Annotated in this window: 23 protein-coding genes and 1 pseudogene; 8 read left to right on the top strand and 16 right to left on the bottom strand. The window is 71.1% G+C overall.

The window, feature by feature from the left end:
- Positions 1–222: 222 nt before the first annotated feature.
- A complete protein-coding gene (locus tag AS96_RS12050; RefSeq protein ID WP_231477256.1) occupies positions 223–1,158 on the top strand; it encodes a Dyp-type peroxidase in 936 nt (311 codons plus the stop codon).
- On the opposite strand, the gene AS96_RS12045 is transcribed toward AS96_RS12050, so the two are convergent.
- The 3 genes from AS96_RS12045 to AS96_RS12035 form a co-directional block, all read right to left on the bottom strand.
- Positions 1,155–1,718, bottom strand: a complete 564-nt coding sequence (locus tag AS96_RS12045) for an AAA family ATPase (RefSeq protein ID WP_036290092.1) — start codon at positions 1,716–1,718, stop codon at positions 1,155–1,157. The two genes, AS96_RS12050 and AS96_RS12045, sit on opposite strands and share 4 nt — an antisense overlap.
- A gap of 43 nt (positions 1,719–1,761) precedes the next feature.
- A complete protein-coding gene (locus AS96_RS12040) occupies positions 1,762–2,535 on the bottom strand; it encodes a hypothetical protein (RefSeq protein ID WP_231477255.1) in 774 nt (257 codons plus the stop codon).
- A 124-nt stretch (positions 2,536–2,659) separates the two neighbouring features.
- On the bottom strand, positions 2,660–3,397 hold the full coding sequence (locus tag AS96_RS12035; protein WP_036290101.1) for a GNAT family N-acetyltransferase: 738 nt from the start codon (positions 3,395–3,397) through the stop codon (positions 2,660–2,662).
- 102 nt (positions 3,398–3,499) lie between these two features.
- Between AS96_RS12035 and AS96_RS12030 the strand changes: the two genes are divergently transcribed.
- Both AS96_RS12030 and AS96_RS12025 read left to right on the top strand, forming a co-directional pair.
- On the top strand, positions 3,500–3,892 hold the full coding sequence (locus tag AS96_RS12030) for a VOC family protein (protein ID WP_036290089.1): 393 nt from the start codon (positions 3,500–3,502) through the stop codon (positions 3,890–3,892).
- Positions 3,893–3,918: 26 nt separating this feature from the next.
- Positions 3,919–4,371, top strand: a complete 453-nt coding sequence (locus AS96_RS12025) for an SRPBCC family protein (protein ID WP_036290086.1) — start codon at positions 3,919–3,921, stop codon at positions 4,369–4,371.
- A 13-nt stretch (positions 4,372–4,384) separates the two neighbouring features.
- On the opposite strand, the gene AS96_RS12020 is transcribed toward AS96_RS12025, so the two are convergent.
- Together AS96_RS12020 and AS96_RS12015 are read right to left on the bottom strand one after the other, a co-directional pair.
- Positions 4,385–4,807 carry a GNAT family N-acetyltransferase gene (locus AS96_RS12020; protein WP_051498867.1) on the bottom strand — a complete coding sequence of 141 codons (423 nt, stop codon included), beginning with the start codon at positions 4,805–4,807 and terminating at the stop codon, positions 4,385–4,387.
- Between the two features lie 113 nt (positions 4,808–4,920).
- Positions 4,921–5,124 carry a cold-shock protein gene (locus AS96_RS12015; RefSeq protein WP_036283106.1) on the bottom strand — a complete coding sequence of 68 codons (204 nt, stop codon included), beginning with the start codon at positions 5,122–5,124 and terminating at the stop codon, positions 4,921–4,923.
- 482 nt (positions 5,125–5,606) lie between these two features.
- On the opposite strand from AS96_RS12015, the gene AS96_RS12010 reads away from it, so the two are divergent.
- A complete protein-coding gene (locus tag AS96_RS12010) occupies positions 5,607–6,410 on the top strand; it encodes a hypothetical protein (RefSeq protein ID WP_036290082.1) in 804 nt (267 codons plus the stop codon).
- A gap of 31 nt (positions 6,411–6,441) precedes the next feature.
- Positions 6,442–6,864, top strand: a complete 423-nt coding sequence (locus tag AS96_RS12005) for a GNAT family N-acetyltransferase (RefSeq protein WP_036290079.1) — start codon at positions 6,442–6,444, stop codon at positions 6,862–6,864.
- Positions 6,865–6,892: 28 nt separating this feature from the next.
- On the opposite strand, the gene AS96_RS12000 is transcribed toward AS96_RS12005, so the two are convergent.
- Positions 6,893–8,149 (bottom strand): APC family permease, encoded by a 1,257-nt coding sequence (locus tag AS96_RS12000; RefSeq protein ID WP_036290076.1) that lies wholly within the window; start codon positions 8,147–8,149, stop codon positions 6,893–6,895.
- A gap of 87 nt (positions 8,150–8,236) precedes the next feature.
- Entirely contained in the window at positions 8,237–8,443 is a 207-nt protein-coding gene (locus AS96_RS11995) for an aldehyde dehydrogenase family protein (RefSeq protein WP_036290072.1), read from the bottom strand.
- Positions 8,444–8,495: 52 nt separating this feature from the next.
- Here AS96_RS11995 and AS96_RS15305 point away from each other — a divergent pair.
- Positions 8,496–8,633, top strand: a pseudogene (locus tag AS96_RS15305) (preprotein translocase YidC); the annotation flags it as partial.
- Here AS96_RS15305 and AS96_RS11990 read toward each other — a convergent pair.
- From AS96_RS11990 to AS96_RS11950, 9 genes are all read right to left on the bottom strand, one after another.
- Positions 8,628–10,169, bottom strand: a complete 1,542-nt coding sequence (locus AS96_RS11990; protein WP_036290067.1) for an MFS transporter — start codon at positions 10,167–10,169, stop codon at positions 8,628–8,630. The pseudogene AS96_RS15305 and the gene AS96_RS11990 overlap by 6 nt on opposite strands.
- Positions 10,170–10,209: 40 nt before the next feature.
- The gene (locus AS96_RS11985) at positions 10,210–11,967 is read right to left on the bottom strand and encodes an amidohydrolase (RefSeq protein WP_036290065.1); all 1,758 of its coding nucleotides are present in this window, start codon (positions 11,965–11,967) and stop codon (positions 10,210–10,212) included.
- Between the two features lie 39 nt (positions 11,968–12,006).
- The gene (locus AS96_RS11980) at positions 12,007–13,596 is read right to left on the bottom strand and encodes a carboxylesterase/lipase family protein (protein ID WP_036290061.1); all 1,590 of its coding nucleotides are present in this window, start codon (positions 13,594–13,596) and stop codon (positions 12,007–12,009) included.
- Between the two features lie 46 nt (positions 13,597–13,642).
- Entirely contained in the window at positions 13,643–14,317 is a 675-nt protein-coding gene (locus tag AS96_RS11975; RefSeq protein WP_036290060.1) for a GAP family protein, read from the bottom strand.
- A gap of 57 nt (positions 14,318–14,374) precedes the next feature.
- Positions 14,375–16,117: a hypothetical protein gene (locus AS96_RS11970; RefSeq protein ID WP_036290058.1), complete on the bottom strand. Its 1,743-nt coding sequence runs from the start codon at positions 16,115–16,117 to the stop codon at positions 14,375–14,377.
- Positions 16,118–16,127: 10 nt separating this feature from the next.
- A complete protein-coding gene (locus AS96_RS11965; RefSeq protein ID WP_005050918.1) occupies positions 16,128–16,778 on the bottom strand; it encodes a response regulator in 651 nt (216 codons plus the stop codon).
- A gap of 73 nt (positions 16,779–16,851) precedes the next feature.
- Positions 16,852–17,202, bottom strand: coding sequence for a histone-like nucleoid-structuring protein Lsr2 (locus AS96_RS11960; protein WP_036290056.1), 351 nt, complete (start codon positions 17,200–17,202; stop codon positions 16,852–16,854).
- A gap of 29 nt (positions 17,203–17,231) precedes the next feature.
- Positions 17,232–18,080 carry a LuxR C-terminal-related transcriptional regulator gene (locus AS96_RS11955; RefSeq protein ID WP_036290055.1) on the bottom strand — a complete coding sequence of 283 codons (849 nt, stop codon included), beginning with the start codon at positions 18,078–18,080 and terminating at the stop codon, positions 17,232–17,234.
- Between the two features lie 148 nt (positions 18,081–18,228).
- Complete coding sequence (locus AS96_RS11950) at positions 18,229–18,777, bottom strand: methylated-DNA--[protein]-cysteine S-methyltransferase (RefSeq protein WP_036290053.1); 549 nt, start codon at positions 18,775–18,777, stop codon at positions 18,229–18,231.
- Positions 18,778–18,988: 211 nt separating this feature from the next.
- Here AS96_RS11950 and AS96_RS11945 point away from each other — a divergent pair, with 211 nt between their 5' ends.
- Together AS96_RS11945 and AS96_RS11940 are read left to right on the top strand one after the other, a co-directional pair.
- The gene (locus AS96_RS11945) at positions 18,989–22,681 is read left to right on the top strand and encodes an ATP-binding protein (RefSeq protein WP_051498866.1); all 3,693 of its coding nucleotides are present in this window, start codon (positions 18,989–18,991) and stop codon (positions 22,679–22,681) included.
- Positions 22,682–22,686: 5 nt separating this feature from the next.
- On the top strand, positions 22,687–22,878 hold the full coding sequence (locus AS96_RS11940; protein ID WP_036290049.1) for a hypothetical protein: 192 nt from the start codon (positions 22,687–22,689) through the stop codon (positions 22,876–22,878).
- Positions 22,879–22,937 lie beyond the last annotated feature (59 nt).

The raw sequence follows: 22,937 nt of genomic DNA, 5'->3' as shown, positions 1-22,937 counted from the left end.
CACAGACGCAGAAGCGGCCTGATCACCCCAACCCCCGACTGTCAACAAGACTCGGGGCAGACCCCATAGATGTCTCCGCCGCGACCGCTTTGCCCTGCTCGCTCTGCGCTTCCTCCTGTGCCAGGCGGCTCGCGTCGCCGCGACGACGTGGGTGGCCCAGACCGCACCACCCTCAGCCGCCGCTCCGGCGCTAGGTTCGGTCTCGTGAGTGATAACCGCCGCGTGCCCATTTCGCCTCAGAGCGTCGATGCTCCGCTGACGACGTCAGCGGTCTTCCTGGTCGTGACCGTGGGCGACGACGCCGTCGCGATCGCCACCGCGCGCTCCGTCCTGGCCGACCTCTCGGGACTGCTCAAGACCGTCGGCATCCGCGATCTCGACGCCGCCCTCGCATGCACGGTCGGCATCGGCGCGCGCGTCTGGCCGGCGCTCACCGGGCGCCCGATGCCGGCGGAGCTCCACCCCTTCCGGCCCATCGAGGGTGCGGTGCATCGCGCCCCGAGCACGCCGGGGGACCTGCTCTTCCACATTCGCGCGAACCGCCGCGACCTGTGTTTCGAGTTCGAGAGGCTGCTGCTCGACGCGCTGGGCTCCAGCGCTGTCGTCGTCGACGAGACCGAGGGATTCCGCTACTTCGACATCCGCGACCTGCTGGGGTTCATCGACGGCACGGCCAACCCGGTGGGCCCCGACCTGCCGGAGGCGACCCTCGTCGGGGACGAGGACCCCGCCGGACGTGGCGGGAGCTACGTCGTCGTGCAGAAGTACGTGCACCCGCTCGACCGGTGGAACGCGCTTTCCGCCGAGCAGCAGGAAGCCGTGATCGGGCGACGCAAGTTCGACGGCGTCGAACTGGACGACGCGGAGTCGGGCCAGAAGGCGCACAAGACCCTCGCGACCATCGTCGACGACGACGGCATCGAACACGACATCCTCCGCGACAACATGCCGTTCGGTAGCCCCGCTACCCAGCTCGGCACCTACTTCATCGGATACTCGCGCCGACTCTGGATGATCGAGAAGATGCTGGAGCGGATGTTCATCGGCGACCCGCCCGGACTCCACGACAGGCTGCTCGACTTCTCCACTCCGCTCACCGGCTCCACGTTCTTCGTACCGTCGGCTGACGTCCTCGACGGCCTGGGCGACTCCGCTTAGGCCCGCTCGGAACTCCGCGGCTCAGCGATCAGTGTCTCGATCGTGGCGAGGCGCTCTGCGGGCGATCCCGTGGCCTCCGTCACCGTCAGCCCCGCCGGGATGACGTCAGAGTCGTCCAGAAGATCCAGTAGCACGTCGTTCATGGTCTCGCGCAGCGCGGCATCCTCGTCGTCGCCGACGTGGATCGGATGGGCAGCCGTCAGCGGCAGCACCACGAGGTGATCGACCGTCGCCAGTGCTCCTCGCGTGCGGTCAGCCGCGCTTGAGAGCGTCGAGCGGTCGAGCGCCGTGCGCCCGAGCTCATCCAGTGCCAGCAGATACGCCAAGAAGTCGAGCGGGCCGCGCTCGGCGATAACGTTGCCGCCCGATTCTCCCTCGATCAGCCGACCAGCTGCGAGTCGCAGCTGCGAGGCGAACATCGCCGCGGCCGGCCGATCGTCCGACTCGTCGATGAGCTCGAACGGGTCGGCGAGGACGAGGTAGTCCGGATGCCGCCGCGCAAAGTCGGCGATGAGCGTGCTCTTGCCGCTGGCATGGGTTCCCGAGACGACGATGCGCACGTGCTGACACTACGCGACCGGGTCGGGCGACCGGGCCGGCACCTCAGCCGCCGAACTCCGCCTTGAGGAAGTACGGCGTCTGGTTCGCATTGCACGCGGCGCCGATCTGCGCCACATCATCCGCAATGCCCGCCTGTGCGGTGCCGGGCTCGGTGGCCGTCGACACCGTGTGCGACATCGACGTGAGCGGCCCCTTCAGGCTCGACCTGGAGGCGGCTGCGAGGGCAGCGAGCTGGGATGACGCCGCGGCGACCCGCGCCGTCCAGGTCGCGGCGTCGAACGCCTTGTACTGGGCGTACCCCTGATCAGCATTCATGAGCGCGCTGTACACGTCGACGAACGCGGCGCAGTCCGCGGTCACCGCGGCATCCCGAACGAACTCCTTGGTGGAGAACAGCGGCGTCGCCGTCCACGGGATGCCGTCGTCCACCGTCACCGCGATAGAGGGTTGGGTCTTTGCATCCACCGGCCACGCGAGCGCCGCCGGCGCGCCGCACGTTCCGCTGATCGGGGACGTGTTCTCCGCCATCGCATCGCCGAACTCGACGACGTAGTGCCCGAAGCCCTCGCACGTGAAGTCGATCGACACCGAGCGCGCGCCCGCGGGAACGGGGAAGTCCAGCCCCGGCCACCCCGTCGCGCCCGTCCCCGTCACGGTGGCGCCCGCCGTCGATGTGGCTGTGGCCTCGTCGCTGGCGGAAGAGCTCGGTGACGGTGCTGCACCGGTCGTCGTCGCGCAGCCCGACAGTGCGAACGCTGCGGCGATGAGAGCGCCGAGGACCGTGGTCGTGTGCGTCGTCGTTCGCGAGAGTGTCATCTTTGATGTCTATCAGCGGTGCTCCGTCGGTACCAAGGCCACCGATCACATCGTCTTTCGCCGCGTCGCACCACTGGTCGTCGCGATCACCAGGGATGCATCGTGCGGAGGGAACGCTGCGCGTCTACTGCGGCGCGCGCACCGAGCTGAAACGTGTGCGGCGACGCAGCGCGAAGCCGAGACGTTCGTACGCGGCGATCGCGCCGGTGTTGGATGCCGCGGCATGCATCAGCGCCCGGTCGCCGCGCTGCTGGATATGGAAGGCCACATCCAGCACGAGCCGCGAGGCCAACCCCTGACGGCGGTGATCCTCATCGACCGCGACCGCGCTGATCTCGGTCCAGCCCGCGGGATGCAGGCGCTCGCCCGCCATCGCCACGAGACGCCCGCCCCGGTGGATGCCGATGTAGCGGCCGAGCTCGTGGGTGCGCGGGCGGAACGGACCGGGTTGGTTGCGGGCGACGATCGCGAGCATGTCGTCCACATCGTCGGCACCGAGCTCCACAGCCTCTTCGTCCGGGCGCGTCGACAACACCGGCGTCTCGATCAGCTGCACGCCGTCGCCGCCGCCGACGAACTCCCACCCGGCCGGCAGCTCGCCGTCGAAGCCCGACAGACCGAACTGCTCCCCGGCATCCACGATCTCGCGCAGAGCGTCCCAAACCGCGGGGTCGTCCCACGTGCGCACGGCGACGAAGGGCGCGACGTCGTCGGGGTAGCGGCGGGCGAGGTCACCGCCGATGGCGAACGCGGCGTGCGGTCCCGTCAGCGACGACCACGCCGCGTTGTCGAGCACCGCGTCCCGCACAGCGGCGTCGTCGGAGAGGTCGGTAGCGGGAAGATCGATCGAGACATCGGGCACCACACCACTGTCCGCCGCAACGCGCGAACACGCAAACCGACGCGACCTCGCCACCACGCCAAGGCGCCGTCCACGCACGCGCAAGCCTGAAAGACTGTCCGCATGCCCGGCTTTCATCACGTCGAACTGTGGGTCGCCGACCTCGCAGAGGCTCGCCTCGAGTGGGGCTGGTTGCTGCAGCAGCTCGGGTTCGCCCGCGAGAGCGAGTGGCCGGAGGGGGAATCCTGGAGCGCGGGCGGCGCGTACCTCACGCTCACCACCTCGCCGAACCTCTCCCGCGACGACCATGACCGCCGCGCGCCCGGCGTCAACCACCTCGCTTTCCACGGGGGAACCCGCGAACACGTCGACGCCGTCATGGCGGCGGCTCCCGAACACGGCTGGACGCCGCTGTACCACGACCGGTATCCGCATGCGGGGGGATCGGATCATTACGCCGGCTGGCTGGAGAACTCGGCGGGAGCCAAAGCCGAGATCGTCGCCGACGGCTCCTGACGGGGTGCGGCTGCGAGGATCGACGCATGGCAAGCTCCTTCACGGTCATCACACGCGCGAGTGTCGCCCGCGAGCAGCTTTTCGACCTCTCGCTCGACATCGATGCGCATCTGGCGTCGATGTCGGCATCCGACGAGCGTGCCATCGGCGGCGTGACGTCCGGCGCCATCGGGCTGGGGGAGACGGTCACCTGGCGGGCGCGCCACTTCGGCGTCTGGTTCACGATGACCTCGCGCATCACGGCGCTCGACCGGCCCGCAAGGTTCGTCGACGAGCAGACCCGCGGGCCATTCCGGTCCTTCCGACACGAGCACGTGTTCGAGGACGACGGCGACGGCGGCACGGTGATGACCGACACTCTCACGCTCGCCTCGCCCGTCTTCGGGGCGCTCGCAGAGCGGCTGATCCTCGTGCCCTACCTGCGGAGGCTGATCGTGGAGCGCAACCGGCACCTCGTCGACGCGCTCGACGCTCGGTAAGCGGCCGCCGCCATCACTGTGGCGCCGCAAGCTCGGCGCGCACCAGTGCCCACACCTGCTTGTCGTGGAAGACGCCGCCGTTGAGCCACGCTCCCCGCAGGGTGCCATCGAGGGTCATGCCGAGACGGCGGGCGACGGCGGCGCTGCGCTCGTTGTCGGCCCGGCAGCGCCACTCGACCCGGTTCAGACCGCGCTCGCGGAGGGCGTAGTCGACGAGCAGGCGGGATGCCGCGGTCACCAGTCCCCGACCCTCGGCAGCCGGCTCCAGCCAGCATCCGATCTCGCACTGGCCGGCCGGGGCGCTGAAGCTCACGAACATCACTCCGCTGGCGAGCTGCCCGTCGCTCCAGATTCCGTAGAGGCGCCCGCCGTCGTCGGCCGCGCTCTGCCGCCTGCCTCGTCGATCGTCCTGGGTGGGAGTCGGTTCGAAGGCCACGCCGTCAGCCTAACGTGGCCCGTTCGGCGCACCTGGGGGACATATGGCAGGGCGGAATGCAGGAAAGAGCCCGCCTCGACAGCAGTCGGGACGGGCTCTTTCGTGACTCTGGATCAGAGGGCGCGGATGTTCGCAGCCTGCATGCCCTTGGGGCCACGCTCGGCGTCGAATTCGACCTTCTGGTCTTCGCGCAGCTCCTTGAAGCCGTCGCTGACGATTGCGGAGAAGTGCGCGAACAGGTCGGCGGAGCCGTCGTCCGGCGCGATGAAGCCGTAGCCCTTCTCGGAGTTGAACCATTTCACGGTGCCAGTGGCCATCGTGTCTTTCCTTCTGTTTTTCGGGCCGCCGGAGCGACCGGGTGTGCCGCGTCGACGAATGCGATGCGGACGTGTGTGAGTCGAGGTGGGGGCTGCGAGCGCTGCGGTGACGGCTGCGCGCGCGGCGTCCACGTCGAGGTGGATGCCGAGGTCTTGCCCCTGGGCGCCGCAGGCGCGCGCCCCGGCATCCGTCTCATGGACGAACCCGGCGTACTCGCCGAGCGCCGTCGCGACGTACACGTCGTGATCGGCCTGGCGCCAGGTGAGCTCGTGCGAGGTGAGGAGAATCATCAATCGTTTCTGTGCGCACCGCCACAGGATGCGCAGGCGGCGAGAAGATGCCGCGGGTAGAAGGTGGTGGTCCGAGTGGTGAGCTCTCGGCGTCGAGAGGGGTGGGACGGACCCGTGCCCGAAATGCGGGACGACTGAGCTTAGCACCATCTGCCCGTGGGCACGCTGGACGTCTGTCGTAGGGTCGAAGCATGCGACGGCCCCTTCCTCTTGTGTTGACCCTCGGTGTTTTCGCCTGCGCCTTTGCGCTGAGCTCCTGCTCCGCGGGGACGCCGAACCCCGCCGGCTCCTCATCCGATGCCGCCGCGCTGACGACCGCCACCGCCTCTGCGTCCGCGGCGGCCGGCGCCGCACCCATCGCCGCCCCGAGCGTCTGCGACGCCGTCGATCTCAGGGCGGACGCCGCTGTCACCGGCGCCGACCTCGCCGCGTGCGTCGTCGCGTTCTCCAAGGCGGCGCGCAGCGGGCACGAGACGTTCTCGGCATCCGACGGCACGACGGGGACGGCGGACTTCGTCTTCGGTGACGCTCCGGCCCTGTCCGGAACGGTCACCAGCAGCGACGGCACGACGTCGTTCGTGCTCACCCCCGACGCGTCGTGGGTCACGATCGACGGAGCCTGGGTGCAGGGAGACGAGACCAGCTCCGATCCGAAGAAGATGCTGGCGGGCACCATCGGGCAGGCTTACCGGGCGTTCGCCGACCCGTCGGCCGCGGCATCGCTGATCGCGTCGGCGCCGTCGTGGACTGTGCAGAAGGATCAGGATCTCGTCGACTTGCCCGACGGCACGCAGGTACGCGCGTGGCGGGTGCAGGCCGACGCGCCGTTCAGCGCCGTCGGCGCCGTCGTGCAGGAGATGACGCTGTGGTTGACGTCCGGGCACGTGCCCGCCGGTGTCCAGGCCACCGTGTCGGTGGCCGGCACGCAGACGACGACCACGCAGCACTTCTCGGGCTGGGGGATGCCGGTGAGCATCGCCACGCCGCAGCCGTGAACGCCGCGGACGGCGCCGCCGCCCGGATGCCGTGGTCGATCTCACCGCGTTCTTGCGGGAGGTCGACCTCACCCTCAGCGGGCTCGATGAGCCGGACGTGCGCCTGTCGATCGAGCGCGACGCCGAGGGCCGGATCGTCGGGAGCACGGGCTACGAGCTCAGCGCGGATGGACGAGCGGCGCTCATCCGCAGCGTTGCCGTCCACCCGCAGCGGCGCGCGGCCGGTCGGGGAGCGGGCCTCGCGCTGTACGCGCTGGCGCGCGCGGCGGAAGAAGGAGCGAGAACCGCGTGGCTGTTCAGCCGCAGATCGGGCGGATTCTGGCAGACGCTCGGCTTCGTGCCCGCCGACCGCGAGGAACTGGCCTCGCTGTTCGCCGGCACGCATCAGGTGCGGATGTTCCAGGAGACGGGTTGGCTGAGCATCGAGGTCGCCTGGGCGACGTCGCTGGTGTGAGCTGCATCGGTGCGCGGCGTCGAGCTGGTCAGGCGTGCATTCCCCGCCGCAGCCGCAGCGCCCGGTAGCCGACGCCGACGCACGCGACCACCACGCCGCCGACGATCGACGGCCAGGGCAGGGTCGCCACCAGCGCGACGCAGCCGATCATGCCGACGATCTGCAGCGCCCGCGGAAAACGGCGGGCCGCGGCATCCTGTCGGAACGCGGCGATGTTGGCGACGAGGTAGTACAGCAGCACGCCGAACGACGAGAACCCGATCGCGGATCGCAGGTCGGTCGTCACGATCAGAAGACTCACGATGACCGCGAGCACCAGTTCCGCACGGTGGGGAACGGCGTAGCGCGGGTGCACCGCCGAGAGCCACTGCGGCAGGTCTCCCGTGCGGGCCATCGCCAGGCTCGTGCGCCCGATGCCGGCGACGAGAGCCAGAAGGGCCCCCAGGGATGCCGCCGCCGCCCCGACCCGCACGACGGGCGCGGTCCAGGTCCACCCGCCCGCCGCCGCCACCTCGGCCAGCGGCGCCGACGATGACGCGAGGCGGTCGGGCCCGAGGGTGGCGAGCGCGGCCAGGGCGATCGCGACGTAGACGATGAGGGCGAGGCTCAGCGCGATGACGATCGCGCGGGGGATCGTCCGGCGAGGATCGCGTACCTCCTCGCCCATCGTGGCGATGCGGGCGTACCCCGCGAAGGCGAAGAACAGCAGCCCGGCCGACTGCAGCACGCCGTACCAGCCGTGGGGGCCGGGATCGATCGCGAGGTTGTCGGCGGAGCCGGCGCCGGATGCCGAGGCGGCCACGACCACGAGGGCGAGCACCGCCAAAACGACCACCACGATCACCTTGGTGAGAGCCGCCGTGCGGGTGACCCCGACCGTGTTGACCGCCGCGAGCACCAGGACCGCGACGACGGCGACGGGCTTCTCCCACCCCGCGGGGGCGGCATACGAGGCGAACGTCAACGCCATCGCCGCGCAGCTGGCCGTCTTGCCGATGACGAACGACCAGCCGGCGAAGAACCCCGACCATGGGCCGATCATCTCCCGGCCGTAGACGTACGTCCCTCCGGACGTCGGAAACTGCGCAGCGAGCTGCGCCGACGACGTCGCATTGGCGTAGGCCACCACCGCCGCAAGGGCCAGGCCGATCAACAGGCCCGAGCCGGCCGCCGCCGCAGCGGGCGCGAACGCGGCGAACACGCCCGCGCCGATCATCGAGCCCAGACCGATCGCGATCGCATCGACGAGGCCCAGGCGACGGGCCAATGCCGCGGGGGCGCTCATCGGGCGCGGGAGAACGTGCGCGGAGGAATCACGCCGCGATTATAGTGCGCACGCCGAACCCGCCGGTGAACGAGCCGAGGCTCGCTCTCAGGGCCGGTGGCGAATCCAAACGCTCTTCTCGCGCGTCCACTGCTCGAACGCGCGGAGCGATTTCTCCACCCCTCCGAAGCCCGACTGCTTCCACCCGCCGAAGGGCATCGCCAGGTCGCCCTCGCTGTACGCTCCGACCGAGACCAGTCCGGCCTCCACGCCGCGGGCCAGCGCCAGCGCGTCATCGAGCCTCGTCGTCCACACCGAGGCCGCGAGCCCGTAGAGTATGTCGTTCGCGAGTGCGATCGCTCCGGAGGCGCTGCCGTTTCTCACCGCGGTCGTCGCTCTGTTCGTTCCCCTCGCGGCAGCGGTCTACCTGCTGACGACCGTCACCTGGACCCTCGGCCAGCGACTCGTGCTGCGACGGCTGTACCCGCCGCAGCAGGCGTCATGACGGTGCGCCACCGCTACCGGAGGTCGGCACGGCCCGCGACGCGCGAGCGATCAGGGCCGAGCCGACGATGCTCGCCGCCAGCGCGACGACAGCCATGCCGACCATCAGCGCGCCAAACCCGTCGCGGTAGGCGGCCACCGCGGCATCGAACACCTGCGCGTCGGGGCGCGTGCCGTCCTTTGCGTAGGTGCCGACGCCGACAAGAGCGGTGTGCACCGCGGCATCCGTCAGTCCCGCCGCCGACAGGCGGGCGGTGATCCCCGAGATCGTGAGCTGGGTGATCACGGCGGTCGACAGCGCGGTACCGAGCGAGGAGAAGAGCTGCCCGAAGGTCGTGCGCGAACTGGTCACCGGTCCGTAGAAGTCGGCCGGAGCCTCACTGAGCACGAGCGTGCCGTACGGAAGCGCCGCGGCGGTGATACCGAAGGCGATGAGGATGCCGGCGGGTACGAACGCCAGCGGCGTGGGGGCGTCTCGGGCGAGGAAGGCCGCCCCGAAGCCCGCGGCGGAGAGGATGCCGCCGACCAGCAGGGAGGTCTGCGGGCTCATGCCGCGGGTCATCAGGCGCCCCAGCACGATCGCCCCGACGATCGAGGTGACCGACACCGGCAGCTGCCATACAGCGACGCTGCTGGGCGTCAGAGCGAGAACGTACTGCCACAGGTTCGACAGCTGCAAGAAGGCGACCGCGCCGCCGGCATTGAAGACGAAGCCCGCGCAGAGCGCCGCGAGGAAAAGGGGTCGGCGAAAGAGCGCGACCGGGAAGAACGGGTTCGCGACCCGCGTCTGCGACCAGACGAACACGCCGAGAAGCACGACGCCGAGCGCCATGGCTCCCCACGTCAGCGGGCTGGTCAGCGACGACGCGAGCTGTGAGACGCCGAACAGGAACACGACCATGCCGGTGATGAGCGCAACCTGTCCGCCCACGTCGCGCTTCTCGGTGACGGTGGGGGCGACCGACGGCAGAAGCACGAGGACGGCGGGGACGCACAGTGCCGACAGCACGGGAACGAGCACGAACGCGAGGCGCCAGTCGACTCCGGCGAGCAGGCCCCCCGAGAAGGTGAACAGCACTCCGGCCGCGCCCGAACACGCAGCGAACGTCGCGACGGCCGCAGGGAGCCGGCCCGGCGCTGCCAGCACCTGGATGTAGGCGAACGCGGCGGCGTACACGGCGCCCAGGCCGACGCCCGTCACCGCCTGGCCGAGGATGTAGACGAGCGGCATCGGTGCGGCGGCCACGATCAGCTGGCCGACGAGACCTGTCACGAGGGCGGCGACGAGCATGCGGCGGCGGCCGATCCGGTCGGCGAGCAGGCCTGTGGTGATGACCGAGGCGGCGATCGCGAGGGTTTGCATGGATGCCGCGAGCGCCTGATCGCCGCCGACCATGTCCAGGCCGCGGCTGGCGCCCACGAGCGCGGTCGCCGCGATATTCGGGGCGGAGCCCTGAACCGCGGCGAGCACGCCGAGCAGCGGGATGGCGAGGGTGTGCGCCGAGCGCACGACGAACGTCGGTGATGTGGTGGTCATGAGGGTTCTTTCGGGTGGGAGAGGCGAGCGGAAGTGGCGCTCAGGCGGTGAAGGCGGGAACGCCGTCGATGTAGGTCGCGTGCACGGCGATGCGATCCCAGCTCTCGGGATCACTCGTCCACGGATCGCTGTCCACGACGGCGAAGTCCGCCCGCCGGCCGGCGGAGAGCGTGCCGCGATCGTCGGCGTGGATCTGCCAGGCGGCATCGGCGGTGATCGCCGACAGGGCCTGCGCCGGGCTGACACGCTCCTCCGGCGCGAGCACCGTGGCGTCGGCCTCGAGACGGCGCAGCACCGCCGTGCGGGCGCTGCGCAGGGGCCGCACCGTCGTCACGTTGTAGTCGGAGTGCAGGCTGGGGCGCAGTCCCGCGCGGTACGCCGAGGCGAGGCGATCGAGTCGCGCGGCGCGCTCGGGGCCGAGGATCGTGTCGCGGAAGGCCGCACCCCAGTAGTAGACGTGGTCCATCAGGAAGCTCGGTGACACTCCGGCCGCCGACATCCGTACAAGCTGGTCGTCGGTGGTCACCGAGGCGTGCTCGAAGCGGTGACGCAGATCGTTCTGACCGCAGCGCGGCAGCAGCTCCTCCGCCGCCTGGAGGGCGAACTCGACGGCGGCGTCGCCGTTCGTATGGATCATCAGCTGCCAGCCGTCGTCGAGACCGGCGCGCATCACTTCGCGCAGGCTCTCCGGCGTCCAGTTCGCGTGGCCTCCCGAGGTCTCGCCGAGATACGGCTGCAGGAAGTATCCGGACCGACCCTGGTTCGAGCCGTCCGCCACGACCTTCCACGCGTCGGCGCGCACCATCGCATCTCCGCTGAACGGGGTCACCCCGGCCGCCTTCCACGCCTGGGCGACCTCGGCCGGTGTCGCGCACCCCGACAGGGAGGAGAACTGCGCCGTCGACACCCGCACCGGCAGCCGTTCGGCGCCGTTGAGCTGATGCAGCATCGCGATCTCGCTCACGCCGGCCAGCGTGCCGGTCATCGCTTCACGCATCGAGGTCACGCCGGCCGCGGCGAACTCGTTCAGCACCTGACGGATGCCGCGACCCACGTCCGCCGCCGTGGGTCGCGGCAGGTTCGCGAGCAGCATCGTCACCGCGGGAGACTCCCCGACCACGCCGGTGAGCCGCCCGTCGCGCTTTTCCAGCGTGCCCCCGGTCGGCTGCGGTGTGGCATCGGTGATGCCGGCGGCATCCAAGGCGGCGCTGTTGGCGTAGGCGAAGTGCATCGACGCGTTGAGCACGACGATCGGGCGGTCGAGCGCGACCCGGTCGAGGATGTCACGTGTGAGGGCCGGCTCGCCCGGGTACAGGCTCGGATCGAACAGCTTCGCGAGCACGTACTGACCCGCCGGCGTCGCCTGCGCGGCGGCCGTCAAAACCGAGACGACGTCGTCGAAGCGCGGGCAGGCGGCGTGCGAGACGTCGGTCCACTCGAGCGTCAGCAGCGACACCCAGATGTGCGCATGCGGTTCGATGAGGCCCGGGATGACCACCCCGTCGGGAGACAGGATCTTCGTCGCAGGGCCGGTGAGGCCGTCCACGTCCGCCGCCGAACCCACGGCGAGGATGCGGCCGTCGCGCACCGCCATCGCCTCCGCGCGCGGGGCGGCGGGATCACCCGTCGCGATGCGGCCGACGATCAGGAGGTCGGCTGTCGCTGTCGTCGTGCCGCGTTCGTCTGAGCGGCTGGGCGCGCCATGGTGGGCGGGTGCGATGGTGACGCCGGCCGCGGCGATGGCGGGCGCGAGCTGGTCGTGGCTCAGGGCAGCGGCGGCGGTGCAGGTGTCGGACATGAGCGGGCTCCTTCGAAGGTGCGCGGCGGCGGCGCGTGGTCAGTGGAAGTCGAGGACCTGATCGCCCCATGCGGCGCGCAGGGCGGCGTCCAGATCGTCGACGACGCTGTCGTGGCGCTCGATCACCAACGTCGCACGGGAGTCGGCAGGATCGTAGGCGGGCCAATGCGGGGCTCCCGTGACGACCTCCGCGTCAGGCGTGCGCCCATGAGCGAAGGCGGCCCATCGCTCCTGCATACGGGCAGAGATCGCCTCGCCGGTACGCTTGCCACCGAGGCGGAACGTGAGGTCTTTGGGGCCGCTCGCGAAGACACCCCAGAGGTACGCCAGCTCGCTGCCGTGGGTGGCGCCGAGGCCGATCAGTCGCAGGAAGGGCGCCGCGTGATCGAAGCGGTAGAGCCAGACCGGGGCCGTGGCGGCGTGACCCTCGGCGATCCACACGGTGGGCATGCGGAAGCCGATGTCGCGGGCGACGCCCAGGCCCACGGCGTTCTTGCGCACGTTCTCGTACGCCGTCTGCACCTGGGCGACCGAGGGCAGCTCGACGGTCGGGTTGTCGGCGGCCATGTCGGAGAACATCGTCATGATGCGCTCCTCGGTGATCGGCATGAGGGGCGACTTCATGAACTTGAACAGCGACGCCTCGTCCTTGTTGGTGCCGATCATCAGCGGGACGGGCAGTCCGCGGCCCTCGTGCAGCACGGTCGCCGGTGCCTCCGGCAGCAGGCCGCCGTCGACGATCGGCGCGAACGCGAGCGTGCCGGGCGCCTCGTCGGGCACCTGGGCGTACACGGCCATCCCCGCAGTCACGAGCTCGTCGGCGGATGCCGCGCGCAGCGCCGCGGCGGTGGCGACGGCATCCGTCTGGTCGATGCCGAGCTCTCGCACGAAGCGCTCGGCGACATCTCGCGCCCGGTCGATGCCGTACATGCTGGACGCGGGGGAGGACTGCGCGATCGCCCGGTGGAACAGACCCGCGGCCGAGGGAGTGGCCAGCAGCGTCGTCACCAGGCCGCCGCCGGCGGACTCGCCGAACACGGTCACCCGGTGGGGATCGCCGCCGAACGCGGCGATGTTCTCCTGCACCCACCGCAGTGCCAGCAGCACGTCCTTGAGGGCCAGGTTGCGGTCGAAGCCACCGTCGGGCAGAAGGCCGGACAGGTCCAGGAAGCCGAACGCGGCCAGGCGGTAGTTGAGGGTCACGACGACCACGTCGCCGCGCGTGACCAGAGAGGTCGCGTCGTAGGTGCGCTGGCTGGACGCGCCGAACGTGTAGGCGCCGCCGTGCAGCCACACCATGACCGGTCGCGCTCCCGCCGCGGCGTCGGCGCCGGGTGCCCAGACGTTGAGCATCAGGCAGTCCTCGTCGAGCACGGCGTCGTCGCCCAGGGCGATCGCGGGCGTGCGCACCTGGGGACAGGCCGGCCCGAACGCGGTGGCGTCGACCTCTCCGGTCGCGGCGGCTGCCGGCACCGGGTCGCGCCAGCGGCGCTCGCCGACCGGGGCTTCGGCGTAGCGGATGCCGCGCCACGAACGGACGTCGTTGCGGACGGCGCCCCGGAAGGTGCCCGCCTGGGCGGTGACGATGCAGGGGATCAGGGTGTCAGGGGTCTGGGTGGTGTTCGACATGTGAGGTCCTTTCGGAACGAGAGGCGGAGAAGCCGAGGTGGGGCGCTCAGGCGGCCAGGCGATGGATGACCTGTGCCAGCTCGTTCGCCGCGAGGATCGCGAACAGTACCGTCATCATGGCGGCGTTGTGCGTGATCAGCTGCGATTTCAGCGCCTGCAGGGCGGAGTGCACGCGTGCCGTGCCAGTCAGCTGGACGAGGGCCGGAATCACGAGCAGCAGTGAACCGGCCAGCGCGATGGCAAGGCACAGCCCGACGGCGGCGAGCGGCGCGAGGTGCGCTTCGCCGATGAGGGCGCCCGCCTTGAGCTCGAGGGGGATGTTCTTCGAGTTGGTCACCGCCATGACGAGGCCCAGACCGGCCGCCGAGAGGGGGGTGACGCTATCGATGGCCGCGAGCCACTTCGGTGCCGTCGCGGGCGTGCCGTTCTTCGGACGCGACTTCCAGCTCACGACGGCGAACACCGTGAAGCCGAGGCCGAGGACGATCGCCAGGATCAGCGAGACCGTCTGCGCTGCGGGGCCGCTCGACGCCGACGCGCGGGCCGCGCCCAGCGCGCCCAGGCCCGTGGCGGCGAAGGCGACCAGCGTGTAGACCGCGGTGTAGACGGGGGCGCAGGCGCGGCCGCGGGGTGCGAGCACGATCGCGACGATGGCCACGATGGGCAGCGGGGACAGGAGCATGCCCACCGCGAGGGGAAGAAGGTTGTGCAGGTCGTTCACGTCGATTCCGTTTCATCGCTTCCCCCGGGCCGGGTGTCCTGGGGTGCGATGACGACGTTATGACGGGGGCGCGGCCTGCTTTTCGGGATGTTCGGCTGACACGACAGGAGTGGTCGGCGGAAGGGCGAACAGCGCCTCGAGCAGCGTGTCGCGACCGTCTGTGCGCAGGCGTGCGCCGAGGTCGCGCGCGTGGGAGGCCGGTCGCAGCTCGGCATCCGGCGCCGTGCGCCCTCGCGAGCGCACGCGAGCGCGCAGCCGGCTGCCCGCGCCCGTCGCGACGACATCGAGGCTCACCTCCGCACGCTTCTCGTCGCTGTGCTTGACGGCGTTCAGAAGTCCCTCGGCGATGACGTCGTACACATCGCGCGCGAGGCGGGGATGCGCATCGAGCGCGGCCAGCGCCCGGGGATCGAGCGTGGTCTGCAGCACGATCACCCGTCCCCACGTCGCCAGCAGCGCACGCAGCGCCGCCGCGTCCGTGCCGGGGTCGGCTGCCGCATACGTCGACGTCAGCCGATGCACGAGCGCGAGTAGATCGTCGCGCAGTGCGGAGGTGTCCGCCGGGGACGGGTGCGGATGCGTCAGCGCGAACTGCATGCACGCTCCCTGCCCGTCGCGGTGCAGCAGCTCCGCCGTGCGTCGCAGGCCTTCCCGAGCGGGACCGACCCCCTCGCGGCTCGCGCGCTGAGAATGCGTGATCGTTCCCGACAGTCGACGCTGTTCTCGGCGCAGTCTCTGCACGGCGCCCGCGCACAGGCCGGCCGCGAGCGCGAAGGCGAGGTAGTCGATGGCGGGCAGGAGCGCGAGGAGGCCGCGATGTCCGTAGATCGCTGCCAGCACGGAGAGCACGACGCCGCCGATGGCCGCGCCCAGCAGATAGACCGTGGCGCTGAGACGGGCGCTGCGTACGAACCTTCGGCGCCGCGCGACATGGTCGACAAGACCCGTCACGGTGACGACGGCGACCAGACCCGCGATCAGCTCGGCGGGGCCCGTCGTTCGCAGCGCGTAGGGCAGTGTGCAGGCGATGTAGACGATCGCGACCGTCCCGCGTGGTGGAAGGCGCAGCGGCGGCAGCGCCAGGCCGCGACGGCGAATCGAGATCTCATCCGTGGCGGGTGCGCCCCGCGGCGCCGAGGTCGTCGCCGCATCGTCCGCCACCTGTTGCAAGCGGTGGCTCCAGGTGCGGAAGGCCTCCGTCCCGAGCGCGCGCACGCCGCTCGGCCCCGTCGCGGGATCCCACCGATCGATCGCCCGGGTGAGGGCGGATGCCGCGGCATCCACTTCGCGGCGGGCGCGCCGGTCGACGACGACGGCGCGGTCGGGCGCGGCGGCGAGCTCTGCCGCCACCTCGCGCAGCAGCGCGTTGGTGCGACGCAGCGTGTGCACGGCGTTCTCGAGCACGGCGATCATCGCGAGCACGACCGGCCAGACGACCACGTTCGTCGCGATACGGAACGGCAGCTGGGCTGCTGCCGGAATCGGCAGTGCCCACGGCGCGGCCCACGCGTCCTGCACGACCGGGCGCAGGGCGGCGCACGCGACGATGCCGACGATGAGCACGATCGCGCGCACGCGCGGCGCGGACAGGTGCCGCTCGATCAGCGCGAGGGCCCCGAGCGCAAGCACGAAGCATGTCGTCGTGGCCAGCGTCGCCGGAGCCAGCGCCGCGACATCCACGCCCGCACCCACGGGCGCCATGATGGTCATCGACAGGACGAGGGTCGCCGCGAGCGACCACAGGCTCAGAAACCGTCCGTCGGCCACGACACGGCCGATCGCCGTGGCGAACCGCCTCACCCGCGGCCTCTCACCGGGCGGGGCCGAACGCGGCCAGGTACATCGCCGCAGCGGCGACGCGAGGGCTGACGGTCGGGTCGCCCGTCACATCCAAGCGGTCGAACAGGCGGCTGATCGAACGTTCCACGGCCCGCACGCTCGACGCAGTCTCTTCGGCGATGCGCTCGTTCGACCATCCGCGAGCGACCATCGCGAGGATCTCGAGCTGATGGCGGGTGAGCGCGCCGAGGCCGTCGCGGGCATCGGGTGCAGGCAGAGCCGTCGCCGCCGGCACACGCCGCGTCGACAGCGCCTGCTCCAACGCCGACACGAGCGCGTCGGCCGAGTCGAGATCCTGCTTGGAGACGAAGACCGCATGGGCGATGCCCATCGCCGTCGCGCCGGCCGCGGCCCGTGGATAGCTACTGAGGAAGACGATCGCCAGATGCGGAGCGAGCTCGGAGAGCATCGCTGCCAGTTCGGCGCCGGAGGGGCGGCTGCCGAGGTCGATATCGGTCAGCAGCGCGTCGGGGTCGAACTCGGTGAACAGCTGGGTGGCCGTCGCCGCGTCGGCCGCGGCGGCCGTCTCGAACCCGTGACGCTGCAGCAGCTCGCACACGAGCATGCGCAGGGCGGCCTGGTCTTCGACAACGAGCACGCGACGGGTCCAGTCCGAGGCCACGACATCACCCTAGCGCTCGCGCCGCGTGTCCCGTCGTTGCCCCGACGAGCACCGGTGTCGCTCCCTGCCGTCGTCAGTGAGCAGCGTCGTAAGCCTCGAGAACGGATGCCGGAACGCGCCCGCGCTCGGATACCGTGAAACCGTTCTTGGCGGCCCACTCGCGGATCGGGCCGTAGTCGCGCTGCTGGGAGCGGCGTTGGCCGCGGGTGCCGGCACGGCGCGGTGCGGCGGAGCGCGACGAGACGCTGCGCGCGGCGGAGACATACGGCGCGAGCACATCGCGGAGCGCGGCGGCGTTGTCGGTGGTGAGGTCGATTTCGTACGCGGTGCCGTCCAACGAGAACAGGACGGTCTCACCGTCACCGACTTCGAGAACGGTGCCGTCCAGGTCGTCGACGAGCTGGTGAACGATTTTGCGGGCCATAGGCAGAGCCTACTGATACTGACGGCTGATCAGGGGAGCAGTCCCGCGCGTCGCGCCCGTGTCACCGCGGCGTGGCGCGTGCCCGTGTCGAGTTTGGCCATCGCCGACTGCAGATACGACTTGACGGTGCCCTCCCGCAAGCCGAGTGCGACAGCGATCTCGGCGTTGGTCTGGCCCAGTGCCGCGCACGCGAGCACATCGATCTCTCGCGGCGACAGCTTCACGTCGAGCGTCTCCGTGGTCGCACTGTCGTCGCGGGTCAGATCGGCGAGGCGCTGTTCGATCTCGGCGAGACGGCGCCGGATGGCGGCGTCGGGCACATCGGCGGCGATGCGGCGCAACTGCGCGTACGTGTCGCGCAGGTGCTCGCGCAGCACGGGGTCGACGCCCGAGGTGGATGCCGGAGCGAGGGTGAGTCGCCGCTGCACTTCTTCTCTGACGCGAAGCTCCGTCGCCAGATCGCTGGCGACCTGGAGCGCCATGCGTGCGGTGGACTCTCCGAAGGGGGACGGCGACCACGAACCGCAGTAGAGCACGCCGCGTGCGCGCCCGGCGACGAGGACGGGAACAGCGAACAGCGTCGAGATCCCCTCCCCGAGGATCGCGCGATCGTAGTCATGGGTGATGTTGCGCGAAGACCGGTAGTCGAGCGCGAGTCGCGGGCGCCGCTCCACGAGCGCCCGCCCGCCGAGACCGCGGCTGGCGTGCACGACGAGTCCGGACAGGTGCGGGGTGCGGTTTCCGACGACCGAGGTGACCTCGACCGCGTCTGCCCGCTCGAACCCGCCGAAGGCGACGGGAAGGCCCGTGCGGGTGGCCAGATCTTCGACGGCGTGCGCCAGCAGATCGCTGTCGGAGAGCGGGGTCGGCGTCGCCATCTCGCCTCCCTGACCTCGAGGGTGACGGCCGCGTCACCCGTGCGCTCGAGGATATCACCGGGCGTCGTCGCGGGCTCCGCCAGCGATCCACCCGAGCTCGACCCGGGGCTCCCGCGTCGCGCCGCGGGAGCCCCGTGCCGCGACCGGCCTACACGGCGGCGGATCGAGCGGTGCCGTCTCGTACGACGCGCGCTTCGAGATCGAGGAGGAACCGTTTGCGTTCGGGGTGACCGCCGTACTCACCGATGGATCCGTCGGCACGGACGACACGGTGCGCCGGAATCACGATCGAGATGGGCGTGCGGGCACACGCCGATCCCGCCGCGCGGTGCGCGCCTGGTGAGCCGGCGAGAATCGCCAATTCGCCGTACGAGCTCGTCTCGCCATACGGGATCTCGTCCATCGCCTCCAGTGCCCGGCGTGCGAAACCGTCGACCCCGTGCAGGTCGAGATCGAGCGTGAAACGTCGCCGCGTGCCCGCGAAGTACTCGTCCAGCTGCGCGGCCACCTCGGCGGTGGCCGCGGCATCCGGCACCACGATGCCCTGGCGGCGGGCGCTGATCGCTTCGAGGCGGCGGTCGGCCGCCGTCAGCGACACATCCAGCACGTCCAGGGCGACGAGGCCCCCATCGGCGACGACGATGAGGGCCTCGCCGATCGGTGTCGGGTGCACCGAGTATGCGGCAGTCGAGGTCATGACTCCATGATGCTCGCGACGGTCGACATCATCGTCGCGCGGTCGCGGTCTGTGGAGGCGCAGAGCCTCCGCGTCGGTTGGGGAGGAGGATCCACGGTGCCGCCCCACCTGTCACATCAGCCCCAATACCGCGAAAACCCGCCGCGCTAACCGGGAACGCCGTGATCGGGACTTTAGGGTGTCGAGTGTGTGGAGAGCAGACGATGGCGCCGTGCGAGGCGTGGACGACGCCGACCACGGTCATGCGGTGAGCCCGGCGGACCTCGACCTGTCTGAGCCGGGGGTCGTCGTGACCCACGTCGCCGCCGGTGAGCGTGCGCGCCTGCGCGAGGAGTCGGCGTGGCTCGGTGGCCGGTCCACCCTGCTGCACTACACCGACGCCGGCGATGCGGGCATCGACATCACGAAAGCCCATCCCGGCAGCCTGCCCCAGTTCATCACCGGGCGCTCCACGCTGCTGTCCAACCTCTTCCGTGACGAGGTCGCCCTGCGCACGGCCCGCCTGGCGGCCGAGCGCATCGCCGCCAAGGACGTCGAGATGCGCACGACCCGTGGCATCGACACGGTGCACCTGGCGGTCGGCATCGCCGGCTGGCGCATCGGCGGCGTCACCTACGCCGCCCCGGTGCTGCTGCGCCCGCTCGCCATCCGCCGCCACCACTCCGACTTCGATCTCAAGCTGCACGGCACCTTCACGATCAACCCCGAGCTCGTCGTCGCCGCGCGCACGCACTTCGGTCTCGTGATCGACGGGCGCGCGCTCGCCGAACTCGCCTACGACGGTGGCGTCTTCAAACCGCAGCCGGTCATCGACCACCTGCGCGCGCTCACCGCGCACGTCGACACCTTCACCGTGCAGCCGCGCCTGGTCGTGTCGACGTTCGCCGACGCGTCGTCGCCGATGAGTCGCGACGCCGAGAGCCTCGATCACCCGATCCTGAACGCCCTCGCCGGCCACGAGTCCGACCGCGAGGATCTGTCGATCGTCCGCGCGCCCGCTCCGCCCGTCAGCTCCGATGAGCGACCGCCCGCCGCCGACCGGCTCCTGCTCGATGCGGATGCCGAGCAGGAGGCCGTGCTCGCGCGCATCGCCGCCGGACAGTCGCTCGCCGTGCACACGCTGCCCGGCACCGGCGGCACGCAGACGGTGATCAACGCGGTCGGCGAGCTCGTGCGCGCCGGCAAGCGCGTGCTCGTGGTCAGCGCGCGGCGCTCCACCCTCGAAGGCGTCCGCCACCGCCTCGCCGGCATCGGACTGCCCGGACTCGCCGTCTCGCCGCGCCACCTGCACCGCGATCTCATCCGCGCGATCACGCGCAACGAGAAGGCGGAGCAGCCCAAGGTGGCCGACGTCGACGACGCTCTGGTGCGCCTGCGCACCGTGCTGCGTGACTATCGCGATTCGCTCACCCAGCGGCATCCGCGCGTCGAGGTCTCCCCGCTCGAAGCGCTCCGCACGCTGGCCACGATCGCATCGATGACGCCGCAGCCGTCGGCGACGACCCGATTCGACATCGCCACCCTGCAGTCGCTCGGCACCCGTCGTGCCGAGGCCGCGCAGGCGCTGGCGACCGCCGCCCGTCTCGGCGAGTTCCGCTTCGGCCCCGACGATTCGCCGTGGTACGGCGTCGCCTTCGCCTCCACGCAGGAGGCCCGCGACACCCACGCGCTCGCCGGACGGCTGCACCGCACAGAGGTGCCCGCCGTGCTCGAGCGCGGGTACGAACTCATCGCGCAGACGCGCATGCGTCCGTTCTCGACGCTGGCCGAACTCGGCGCCTACGTGCAGCTGCTGCAGGGCATCCGGGCATCGCTCGACCGCTTCAGCACGACCGTCTTCGAGCGCCCGATGGCGGAGCTCATCCAGGCGCACGCGCCGCGCCGCGACGCTCCCGCGATGACATCGCCCCAGCGCCGGCGCCTGAAGAACCTGTCGCGCGAGTACGTGCGCCCGGGCATGCACATCACCGACATGCACGAGTCGCTGGTGCGCGTGCAGCAGCAGCGCGCGCAGTGGCAGCAGCTGGTGGATCCGGGCGTCATGCCCGAGATCCCCCTGGGTCTGGACGATGTCGCCACGGCGTGGCAGCGGGTGGCCGCCGACCTGGGGGCCCTCGACCGGGCACTGGGGCGCACCGAACCGCTCGCGTCGTTGCCGATCCCCTACCTGCTGCGCACGCTCGCGGGCTTGGCGGCGACCTCCGACGTCTTCGACAACCTGGTCGAGCGCGCCACCCTGCGCGGTGAGCTCGCCGACATGGGACTGGAAGAGCTGCTCACCGAGCTGTCGGTCCGCCACGTCCCCGAAGAGCACGTCGCCGCCGAATTCGAGTTCGCGTGGTGGCAGTCCGCTCTCGAAGCGATGCTGCGCTCGGACCGGGCGCTGCTGGGCGCGAACACGTCGGTCGTCGACCGGCTCGAACGCGATTACCGACTGGTCGATGAGGCGCACGCGGCCTCGGCGGGTCCGCTGCTGGCCGCGGAACTGGCGACGACGTGGAAGATCGCCGTCGTCGACGAGGCCGGCGAAGCTGCGACCCTGAAGCAGCTGCTGCGCAGCGGCGGAGCGTCTGCGACGGAGCTGGTCGAGGCCGCGCCGAAGCTCGTGCGCACGCTGGCCCCCGTGTGGCTCGCGTCGCCCTATGAAGTGCCCGCCATCCCCGAGTCGCCCCTGTTCGACGTGGTCATCGTCGCGGATGCCGCGGCGCTGTGCCTCGCCGAGGCGGCGCCGGCACTGCGACGCGCCCGCCAGGTGGTCGTCTTCGGCGACCCGGTGACGCAGCGTCCCACCGCGTTCCGCGTCGGTGCCGGGCACGCGAGCGCGGAGGACGAGCCCGACGTGCCGTTCGACGAGGTCAGCGTGTTCGAGCGGCTCACCGAGCTCGTTCCGGTCGAGACGCTGACCCGCAGCTACCGCGCGGGCGGCGAGGACCTCGCCGAGCTCGTCAACGGTGCCTTCTACGAAGGCCGGCTCGTCTCGTACCCGTGGGCGGGGTCGTACCTCGGGCGCGGGAGCCTCAGCGTCGACTACGTCGAAGGGGGCACCGGTACGCCCGACCCCATCACGGGGGCCGTCGAGAGCCCGGATGCCGAGGTCGCCCGCGTCGTCACGCTCGTGGTCGAGCACGCGGTCAACCGTCCCACCGAGACCCTGATGGTCGTCACGGCATCCGTGCGCCACGCGGAGCGCGTGCGCGCCGCCGTCGCCGCCGCCTTCGCGGGCCGGTCGGATGTCGCCGAGTTCGTCGGCCGCGACACGGCCGAGCCGTTCGCCGTGCTCGGGCTCGAGGAGTCGGTGGCGGAGAGCCGCGACCGGGTCGTCTTCTCGCTCGGATTCGGATTGACCAAGCACGGCCGGGTGCTGAGCGACTTCGGCGATCTGTCGGGCCCCGACGGAGAGCGCCTGCTGACGGTCGGTATGACACGCGCGCGCCGTTCGATGGTCATCGTCTCCTCGATCCGCCCCTCTGCCTTCGATGAGGGACGTCTGGAGTCCGGTGCGGCGACGCTCATGTCGATCCTCGGCGGCATCGCCGCCCGCGCCCGTGAGTCCCGGCTCGAAGACCTCGCCGATCCGCTCACGCTGGCCCTCGCCGGTCACCTGCGGGCACTCGGCATCGCCGTGGACGTGAACTATCGCGGCATCCTTCCCCTGGTCGCCCAGCACCGCGGCAAGGCGGTCGTGGTGGAGAGCGACGCTGACAGCATGGGGGAGACCCTGCGGGAGAGCCTGCGCTTGCGCCCGCAGGTGCTGCGCCGCCTCGGCTGGCATTACGTGCGCGTGCACGCCTTCGACCTGTACAGCGACCCGGCGGGTGTCGCGGGACGGATCGCGGCGATCCTCGGTGCCTCGCCCGAGACGCCGCGCGCCGAGACCGTCACCGAGCCGCTCGATCTGCGCTGAGCGCCGTGGACGACGAGAGCCGTCAGCGCGTCGAGCGCGTGCGCGGGTCGCGCCGGGCACGACTGACTCCGGCGCCCGGCACCGACCCCGCGCCCGAGGTTCCCGTCATCCGCGACGATGCCCCGCCCCTCACCGGGGACGGGGCATCGGGGCCGAACGATGAGCGCCTGCGGCGGGACGTGCCGCCGCACTACTAGGGCGTGTTGATCAAGAAGGTGCGGGGTGGCCAGCCGCCGCGAGTTGCGCGGGAGAATGG

It is taken from the genome of Microbacterium sp. MRS-1, from assembly GCF_000585455.1.
Taxonomy (GTDB): Bacteria; Actinomycetota; Actinomycetes; order Actinomycetales; family Microbacteriaceae; genus Microbacterium; species Microbacterium laevaniformans.
The sequence above is the reverse complement of the archived record's forward strand: the minus strand, read 5'-3'. Positions and strand labels throughout refer to the sequence as shown.

Coding starts and splice junctions, on each gene's coding strand:
- AS96_RS11990 (WP_036290067.1), bottom strand. CDS start 10,169: ATGACCACCACATCACCGACGTTCGTCGTGCGCTCGGCGCACACCCTC.
- AS96_RS11980 (WP_036290061.1), bottom strand. CDS start 13,596: ATGTCGAACACCACCCAGACCCCTGACACCCTGATCCCCTGCATCGTC.
- AS96_RS11950 (WP_036290053.1), bottom strand. CDS start 18,777: ATGACCTCGACTGCCGCATACTCGGTGCACCCGACACCGATCGGCGAG.
- AS96_RS12000 (WP_036290076.1), bottom strand. CDS start 8,149: ATGAGCGCCCCCGCGGCATTGGCCCGTCGCCTGGGCCTCGTCGATGCG.
- AS96_RS12025 (WP_036290086.1), top strand. CDS start 3,919: ATGGCAAGCTCCTTCACGGTCATCACACGCGCGAGTGTCGCCCGCGAG.
- AS96_RS11985 (WP_036290065.1), bottom strand. CDS start 11,967: ATGTCCGACACCTGCACCGCCGCCGCTGCCCTGAGCCACGACCAGCTC.
- AS96_RS11955 (WP_036290055.1), bottom strand. CDS start 18,080: ATGGCGACGCCGACCCCGCTCTCCGACAGCGATCTGCTGGCGCACGCC.
- AS96_RS11960 (WP_036290056.1), bottom strand. CDS start 17,202: ATGGCCCGCAAAATCGTTCACCAGCTCGTCGACGACCTGGACGGCACC.
- AS96_RS12010 (WP_036290082.1), top strand. CDS start 5,607: ATGCGACGGCCCCTTCCTCTTGTGTTGACCCTCGGTGTTTTCGCCTGC.
- AS96_RS12040 (WP_231477255.1), bottom strand. CDS start 2,535: ATGACACTCTCGCGAACGACGACGCACACGACCACGGTCCTCGGCGCT.
- AS96_RS12030 (WP_036290089.1), top strand. CDS start 3,500: ATGCCCGGCTTTCATCACGTCGAACTGTGGGTCGCCGACCTCGCAGAG.
- AS96_RS12015 (WP_036283106.1), bottom strand. CDS start 5,124: ATGGCCACTGGCACCGTGAAATGGTTCAACTCCGAGAAGGGCTACGGC.